The sequence below is a fragment of the Streptomyces sp. NPDC088810 genome (assembly GCF_044750305.1).
GTDB lineage: Bacteria > Actinomycetota > Actinomycetes > Streptomycetales > Streptomycetaceae > Streptomyces.
Genome location: NZ_JBIVJQ010000003.1, coordinates 241441 through 248666 on the forward strand (window position 1 = coordinate 241441; position 7226 = coordinate 248666).

Sequence of the window (7226 nt, forward strand, 5' to 3'; positions counted from 1 at the left end):
ACGGACATGGCGCAGAACCAGGGTCTCGACTGGCTCCTGGACGATCTGACCGAGCGCGTTGACCATGTACGCCACGCACTGGTCCTGTCGAACGACGGACTGGTCACCGCAGCGAGCACCGGCCTACGCCGCGAGGACGCCGAGCACCTGGCCGCCGTGGCCTCCGGGCTGCACAGCCTGGCCAAGGGCTCGGGACGCCACTTCGGCGCGGGCAGAGTGCGCCAGACGATGATCGAGTACGACGACGCCGTGCTGTTCGTGACCGCGGCCGGCACCGGCAGTTGTCTGTGCGTGCTCAGTGGTGCGGAGGCCGACATCGGCCAGATCGCCTACGAGATGACCCTGCTCGTCAACAGGGTCGGCGAGCACCTCGGCGTCGATGCCAGGCACCCCGAGCGGACTCGCACGTCGGACGCCTGACCTGCGGCTTTTCCTGCCCCCGTGGAGTTATCCACAGGCTCGCCACGAGATGCGACCGACCGGCTACGGTGAGTGCACGGCGAACGCACCGGGCGTGAGCCACGGACTCCACGGGGGAGTACGACCATGTCGGCACGCACCTTCGGCCCACCCCGCCCCACCACCTGCACGCCGAGCCGCGCCGCTCGCGAACTCGGGCTCAAGCGAAGCGAATTCGACCTCGCCGTGCAGCTCGGCCGCATCCGGACCGTGCCCGACGAGGGCGGGGGAGGGGGCCGGCACGTGGAGCGCGCGGAGATCGATCGCCTCCGCGCCGAGGACGACTTCCCCGAATCCCTCCGTCAGCGGGTGCAGGTCGTGGGTACGGCGGAGGGTGCCGCCCTCATGGAGATCCCAGCCGGCAGGTTCAGCCGGCTCGCCCGCCTGGGACTTCTCGTGCCCGTCACGTTCTACCTCAACCGCTACCGAGCCGTGGTCTGGCTCTATTTGGCGGAAGAGCTGCGCCAGTTCGCGGCGGGCCCGGAGAACGCGCACCTGCTCAAGGGGCGTACGCCCGAGACGCTGCGCAGCCAGCTGGCGGCCGGAGTGGATCTGCGGGCACGCAACTGGCGCGGACGTCACCTCGGATTCCTGCTGCGACAGGCCGAGGACCCGTGGGCCCGCGCCGGGGCCGTGGCCGCCCTGCTCGCGCCCGTCGAGGTCGCCGACGTCGTCAAGGACCCGTACGAGCGCGCCTACCTGAACCGGTTCCGGCCCGCCCCACCGGGCCACGGCCTCCCCGGATCCCCCTCCGCCCACCTCGCCGAGCGGATCACGACGGCGCAGGACGCGGACGAGGTCGGCTGGCTGCGCAGCGAACTGGCGCGCTCGGTCGACGAGGCACGCGAGGCCTCGCCCGCCCCGCGCCCGGCCGCCCGCCGCGTACCGCCGACGCCCCGCACCATCGCACGTCCTGTCCCGCCGATGGCACGGACGGTCACCGGGCGCGTGGAGGAGCGGACGGTCATCCGGCCGACGGGAGGGACGACGAGGGCCCTGGAATCCGCGCCACGGCCCGCGGAGTCGACCGTGCGGGACGCCCGGTTGCCGCTGCGGACTTCGGAGTCGTGCGTGCGGCCCCCGGAATTCACCGGACGACCGGTGGTGCAACCCGCGCCCCGGGGCCACGAGCCGGCGCAGGCCGTTCCGTCGCGGTCGTCCCGTGGTCTGCGGGCCTGGTTGCGGCGGAGAAGCTCCCGCCCGGCACGGCCGGCGCGGGTCTGAACACCCGCGCCGGAGGCGGCACCTGGCACCGGCTGTTACAGGGCCCTGAACAGGCCTTCCTGCACGACCGAGACGAGCAGTCGTCCCTGCAGGTCGTAGATGCGTCCGCGGGCCAGCCCACGTCCGCCGGTCGCGACCGGTGACTCCTGGTCGTACAGGAACCACTCGTCCGCGCGGAACGGCCGGTGGAACCACATGGCGTGGTCCAGCGAGGCCATGTCGAAGTTCCGCGGCCCCCACAGGGGCTCCACCGGGATGCGTACCGCGTCCAGGAGGGTCATGTCGCTGGCGTAGGTCAGCGCGCAGGTGTGGACCAGCGGATCGTCACCGAGCGGTCCGACCGCGCGCATCCACACGGCGCTGCGCGGCTCGGCACCCTCGATCTCCTCTGCGTTCCAGCGCAGGCGGTCGACGTACCGGATGTCGAACGGCTGGCGGCGCGCCATCCGCTCCAACTGCTCCGGCAGCGCCCCCAGATGTTTGCGGATCTCCTCGGTGACCGTCGGCAGCGCCTCGGGATCCGGCACCTCGCGGGCCGGCGGCAGCTGGTGCTCGAACGGTCCTTCCTCAGGCTTGTGAAAGGAGGCGGTCAGATTGAAGATCGTGCGGCCCTGCTGCACGGCCGTGACCCGGCGCGTCGTGAAGGATCGCCCGTCGCGGACCCGTTCCACCTGGTACACGATCGGCACGCCCGGACGGCCCGGGCGCAGGAAGTACGCGTGCAGCGAGTGCACCGGGCGTTCGCCGTCCGTGGTGCGGCCGGCGGCGACCAGCGCCTGGCCGGCCACCTGGCCGCCGAACACCCGCTGCAGGGACTCCTGCGGGCTGCGGCCACGGAAGATGTTGACCTCGATCTGCTCCAGGTCGAGCAGGTCGACCAGTCTCTCGGCCGGATTCGTCATCGGTGGGATTCTCATTCTCCTCGGCTTGCCACGGACCCCGAGCTGCTCACAGCTGGCCGACATCGGTGACGCGGACGACGGCGCGGCCCTCGGCGTCGGAGGCCGCGAGGTCGATCTCCGCGCTGATGCCCCAGTCGTGGTCGCCGTTCGGGTCGTCGAAGATCTGGCGGACGCGCCAGAGCCCGTTCTCCGGCTCCTCCTTGATGACCAGCAGCTTGGGGCCGCGGGCGTCGGGGCCGGTGCCGAGATCCTCGTACTCGTCCCAGTACTTGTCCATCGCCTCGCCCCAGGCCTCGGCGTCCCAGCCGGATCCGGCGTCCATCTCGCCGAGTTCCTCGACGTGGTCGAGGGCGGCCAGCTCCACGCGGCGGAACATGGCGTTGCGGACGAGGACGCGGAAGGCGCGGGCGTTGGTGGTGACCGGCTTGACCTCGTCGGCCTTCTCCTGGGCCTCCTCGGCGGTCATCTCCTCGGGGTTGGCGAGCTGCTCCCACTCGTCCAGCAGGCTGGAGTCCACCTGGCGCACCATCTCGCCCAGCCACTCGATCAGGTCCTGCAGGTCCTCGGACTTCAGGTCGTCCGGGATGGTGTGGTCCAGGGTCTTGTACGCGCTGGCGAGGTAGCGCAGCACGATCCCCTCGGTGCGGGCCAGCTCGTAGAAGGACACCAGCTCCGTGAAGGACATCGCCCGCTCGTACATGTCCCGGATCACCGACTTCGGCGACAGCGGGTGGTCGCCGACCCACGGGTGGCTCTTGCGGTAGGTGTTGTACGCGTGGAAGAGGAGCTCTTCCAGCGGCTTCGGGTACGTGATGTCCTGGAGGCGCTCCATGCGCTCCTCGTACTCGACGCCGTCGGCCTTCATCGCGGCCACGGCCTCGCCGCGGGCCTTGTTCTGCTGGGCGACGAGGATCTGCCGCGGGTCGTCCAGGGTGGACTCGACGACGGAGACCATGTCGAGGGCGTAGGACGGCGACTCGGGATCGAGGAGTTCGAACGCGGCGAGGGCGAACGTGGACAGCGGCTGGTTCAGCGCGAAGTCCTGCTGGAGGTCGACCGTGAGCCGGACGATGCGGCCCTCGGCGTCCGGCTTGTCGAGCTTCTCCACGATCCCGCCGTCCAGCAGGGAGCGGTAGATCGCGATCGCCCGGCGGATGTGCCGCAGCTGCTGCTTGCGCGGCTCGTGGTTGTCCTCCAGGAGGTGGCGCATCGCCTCGAACGCGTTGCCCGGGCGGGCGATCACCGACAGCAGCATCGTGTGCGTCACCCGGAATCGCGAGGTCAGCGGCTCCGGCTCCGACTCGATCAGTTTCTGGAAGGTGTTCTCCGTCCAGCCGACAAAGCCCTCCGGCGCCTTCTTGCGCACCACCTTGCGCCGCTTCTTGGGGTCGTCGCCCGCCTTCGCCAGCGCCTTCTCGTTCTCGATGACGTGCTCCGGCGCCTGCGCGACCACCAGACCCGCGGTGTCGAAACCGGCCCGTCCGGCCCGGCCCGCGATCTGGTGGAACTCCCGGGCCCGCAGGGTGCGCACCCGGCTGCCGTCGTACTTGGTCAGCGCTGTGAACAGCACCGTGCGGATGGGCACGTTGACGCCCACCCCGAGCGTGTCCGTGCCGCAGATGACCTTCAGCAGACCGGCCTGGGCGAGCTTCTCCACCAGGCGCCGGTACTTGGGCAGCATGCCGGCGTGGTGCACGCCGATGCCGTGCCGCACGTAGCGGGAGAGGTTCCGGCCGAACTTGGTGGTGAAGCGGAAGTTGCCGATCAACTCGGCGATCTGGTCCTTCTCCTCCCGCGTGCACATGTTGATGCTCATCAGCGCCTGCGCCCGTTCCACGGCCTGCGCCTGCGTGAAGTGCACGATGTAGACCGGAGCCTGCTTGCTCTCCAGCAGGTCGGTGAGCGTCTCGGTGAGCGGGGTCAGCTCGTACTCGTAGGAGAGGGGCACCGGGCGGGTCGCCGAGCGGACCACCGCAGTGGGGCGGCCGGTGCGGCGGGTGAGGTCCTTCTCGAAGAAGGACACATCGCCCAAAGTGGCCGACATCAAGATGAACTGCGCCTGCGGGAGCTCCAGCAGCGGGATCTGCCAGGCCCAGCCGCGGTCGCCCTCGGCGTAGAAGTGGAACTCGTCCATGACGACCTGGCCGACGTCCGCGTGCTTGCCGTCGCGCAGCGCGATCGACGCCAGCACCTCGGCGGTGCAGCAGATCACGGGCGCGTCGGCGTTCACGGAGGCGTCGCCGGTGAGCATGCCGACGTTCTCGGTGCCGAAGAGCTTGCACAGCTCGAAGAACTTCTCCGACACCAGGGCCTTGATCGGTGCCGTGTAGAAGGTGACCTCGTCCCGGGCCAGCGCGGCGAAGTGCGCGCCCGCGGCGATCATGCTCTTGCCGGAGCCGGTGGGCGTCGAGACGATCACGTTCGCCCCGGAAACCACCTCGATCAGCGCCTCCTCCTGGTGGGGATAGAGGGTGAGGCCGCGCTCCTGCGCCCACGACTCGAAGGCTTCGTACAGGGCGTCGGGGTCGGCGGTCGGCGGCAGCTGATCGATGAGGGTCACGCCCCCATCTTGCCTGGCCTTCGGCCCGAGCGGGGAATCGGCTGCGGGTGCGAAGATCACGGCCGCTACGCTGTGTCGCCGACGCCGCGTCAGCGCACCGGGTCAACTGGACAGCGGCACACGAGGAATGGGGCGGGAAGCGGCCATGATGGGACCAGCACACTCACTGTCGGGGGCCGCGGCCTGGCTGGGCGTCGGAGCCGCCGCCGCTGCGGCCGGGCATCCGATGCCCTGGCCGGTCCTCCTCTCCGGCGCGCTGATCTGCGCCGGCGCCGCGCTCGCCCCGGACCTCGATCACAAGGCGGCCACCATCTCCCGGGCCTTCGGGCCGGTCTCCCGCTGGATCTGCGAGATCGTGGACAAGCTGTCGTACGCCGTCTACAAGGCGACCAGGAAGCAGGGCGATCCGCGCCGCTCCGGCGGTCACCGTACGTTGACGCACACCTGGTTGTGGGCGGTCCTGCTCGGCGCCGGCTGTTCCGTGGCGGCGATCACGGGGGGCCGGTGGGCGGTGCTGGCGATCCTGTTCGTGCACATGGTGCTCGCCATCGAGGGTCTGCTGTGGCGGGCGGCGCGCGGTTCCAGCAGCGATGTCCTGGTCTGGCTGCTGGCGGCGACCAGCGCGTGGATCCTGGCGGGAGTGCTGGACAAGCCGGGCAACGGCTCCGACTGGCTGTTCACCGCGCCGGGGCAGGAGTACCTGTGGCTTGGGCTGCCGATCGTGCTGGGCGCGCTGGTCCACGACATCGGGGACGCGCTGACCGTGTCCGGTTGCCCGATCCTGTGGCCGATCCCGGTGGGCCGCAAGCGCTGGTATCCGCTGGGGCCGCCGAAGGCGATGCGGTTCCGGGCGGGCAGCTGGGTCGAGCTGAAGGTGCTCATGCCGATGTTCATGCTGCTCGGGGGAGTGGGCTGCGCCGCGGCTCTCAACGTGATCTGAGGAAGGCGCCTGGATCAGGTCGCCTCGCCGGCGTCCGCCGCGCCGTACCGGCGCTCGAAGCGGGCGATACGGCCCTCGGTGTCGACCGTACGGGCCTTGCCCGTGTAGAAGGGGTGGCTCTCCGAGGAGATCTCCACGTCGATCACCGGGTAGGTCTGTCCGTCGTCCCAGTCGATGGTCTGCTCGCTCCGCGCGGTGGACCGGGTCAGGAAGGCGTAGCCGGCGGCGCGGTCACGGAAGACGACCGGGTGGTAGTCGGGGTGCTGGTCCTGCTGCATGGCGGCTCCTTGTACGGGGCGGTCGGGACGGGCGGATCCGCAGGGTCCGGCTCAGCCGGAGAGGGTGTCCTCGTCGACGATGTGCATCGCTGCTTCCTCGGCGGAGGCGGCGGCGCCGTCGATGCCGACGTCGGTGGCGACGAGGGCGGCCTCCTCGTCCTCGTGCGCGCCCTCGTCGGGGGCCACCAGTCGGCCGGAGCGGGAGTCGCCGACCTCGTTGTCGAGGAGTTCCCCGTCGGTTCCTGCGCAATCACCGATGCCGTCGCCGTCGGGTGCGGCGAGGTCCGGCAGCTCCTCGGCGAGCCGCTGGTCGAGGGTCTCGCCCGCCTGGCGTTCGGCCGCCGTCACACCGGTGTGTTCGACCGCCCACGGTCGCTCGGGAGGGGACCAGCCGCGGTCGAGGGGGTCGGCGACGCCGTCGAAATCCAGAGTGTCCTCGACGTCGAGCACCCCCGAGTCCTCCCGGATCTCCGCGGGATCGGGCTGGTAGACGTCGTCCCCCCAACCGTCGGCGCTGTCCACGACTACCTCCAGGTGGTGAGGACGGCCGGGTGCCGCCCCAGCGGACGGCGGGCCGTCGGCACGCAGGGCGCGGGATCACCCACCGCGAACCTCCTGGTTCCCGGATGTACCCCGGGCTGGTGCCGCTTTCCAGCCTTCCACCCCTGCTCGCCACCGCGCAACGGCACGGGTCCCGGTGGGGCGGACGCCCGGCACCGGGCCGGTGCGCGACCCACCGCCGCGGCACCGGGAAGGGCCGACCCCCTCGCGCCCCGATTTCCGGCCGGCGGCAGCGGGGACGGTACCTGGGGGCGTGGCACCCCGGCGGGCTGCACACTCCCGGTGGCCCGGGTCGACGGGTC

Annotated in this window: 7 protein-coding genes; 3 read left to right on the forward strand and 4 right to left on the reverse strand. The window is 71.0% G+C overall.

What is annotated here, in order from left to right; genetic code table 11:
* Nucleotides 1–6 precede the first annotated feature (6 nt).
* Both ACIP4Y_RS11945 and ACIP4Y_RS11950 read left to right on the forward strand, forming a co-directional pair.
* A complete protein-coding gene (locus ACIP4Y_RS11945; RefSeq protein WP_401391222.1) occupies nt 7–420 on the forward strand; it encodes a roadblock/LC7 domain-containing protein in 414 nt (137 codons plus the stop codon).
* 126 nt (nt 421–546) lie between these two features.
* Nucleotides 547–1683, forward strand: a complete 1137-nt coding sequence (locus tag ACIP4Y_RS11950; protein WP_401391225.1) for a DUF6397 family protein — start codon at nt 547–549, stop codon at nt 1681–1683.
* 35 nt (nt 1684–1718) lie between these two features.
* Here the strand turns inward: ACIP4Y_RS11950 and ACIP4Y_RS11955 are convergent, their stop codons facing one another.
* Both ACIP4Y_RS11955 and ACIP4Y_RS11960 read right to left on the reverse strand, forming a co-directional pair.
* Entirely contained in the window at nt 1719–2585 is an 867-nt protein-coding gene (locus ACIP4Y_RS11955; protein WP_358644485.1) for an acyl-CoA thioesterase II, read from the reverse strand.
* Between the two features lie 46 nt (nt 2586–2631).
* The gene (locus tag ACIP4Y_RS11960) at nt 2632–5145 is read right to left on the reverse strand and encodes a DEAD/DEAH box helicase (RefSeq protein ID WP_401391229.1); all 2514 of its coding nucleotides are present in this window, start codon (nt 5143–5145) and stop codon (nt 2632–2634) included.
* Nucleotides 5146–5290: 145 nt separating this feature from the next.
* On the opposite strand from ACIP4Y_RS11960, the gene ACIP4Y_RS11965 reads away from it, so the two are divergent.
* Nucleotides 5291–6085: a metal-dependent hydrolase gene (locus ACIP4Y_RS11965; protein WP_401391232.1), complete on the forward strand. Its 795-nt coding sequence runs from the start codon at nt 5291–5293 to the stop codon at nt 6083–6085.
* A 14-nt stretch (nt 6086–6099) separates the two neighbouring features.
* On the opposite strand, the gene ACIP4Y_RS11970 is transcribed toward ACIP4Y_RS11965, so the two are convergent.
* Together ACIP4Y_RS11970 and ACIP4Y_RS11975 are read right to left on the reverse strand one after the other, a co-directional pair.
* Nucleotides 6100–6363, reverse strand: a complete 264-nt coding sequence (locus ACIP4Y_RS11970) for a type B 50S ribosomal protein L31 (RefSeq protein WP_358644491.1) — start codon at nt 6361–6363, stop codon at nt 6100–6102.
* 51 nt (nt 6364–6414) lie between these two features.
* Entirely contained in the window at nt 6415–6885 is a 471-nt protein-coding gene (locus ACIP4Y_RS11975; RefSeq protein WP_358644493.1) for a DUF5709 domain-containing protein, read from the reverse strand.
* Nucleotides 6886–7226: the final 341 nt, after the last annotated feature.

What these genes read in the sequence shown, in the direction of transcription:
- ACIP4Y_RS11945 (WP_401391222.1), top strand. Translation starts at nt 7, where the DNA reads ATGGCGCAGAACCAGGGTCTCGACTGGCTCCTGGACGATCTGACCGAG.
- ACIP4Y_RS11950 (WP_401391225.1), top strand. Translation starts at nt 547, where the DNA reads ATGTCGGCACGCACCTTCGGCCCACCCCGCCCCACCACCTGCACGCCG.
- ACIP4Y_RS11955 (WP_358644485.1), bottom strand. Translation starts at nt 2,585, where the DNA reads ATGACGAATCCGGCCGAGAGACTGGTCGACCTGCTCGACCTGGAGCAG.
- ACIP4Y_RS11965 (WP_401391232.1), top strand. Translation starts at nt 5,291, where the DNA reads ATGATGGGACCAGCACACTCACTGTCGGGGGCCGCGGCCTGGCTGGGC.
- ACIP4Y_RS11970 (WP_358644491.1), bottom strand. Translation starts at nt 6,363, where the DNA reads ATGCAGCAGGACCAGCACCCCGACTACCACCCGGTCGTCTTCCGTGAC.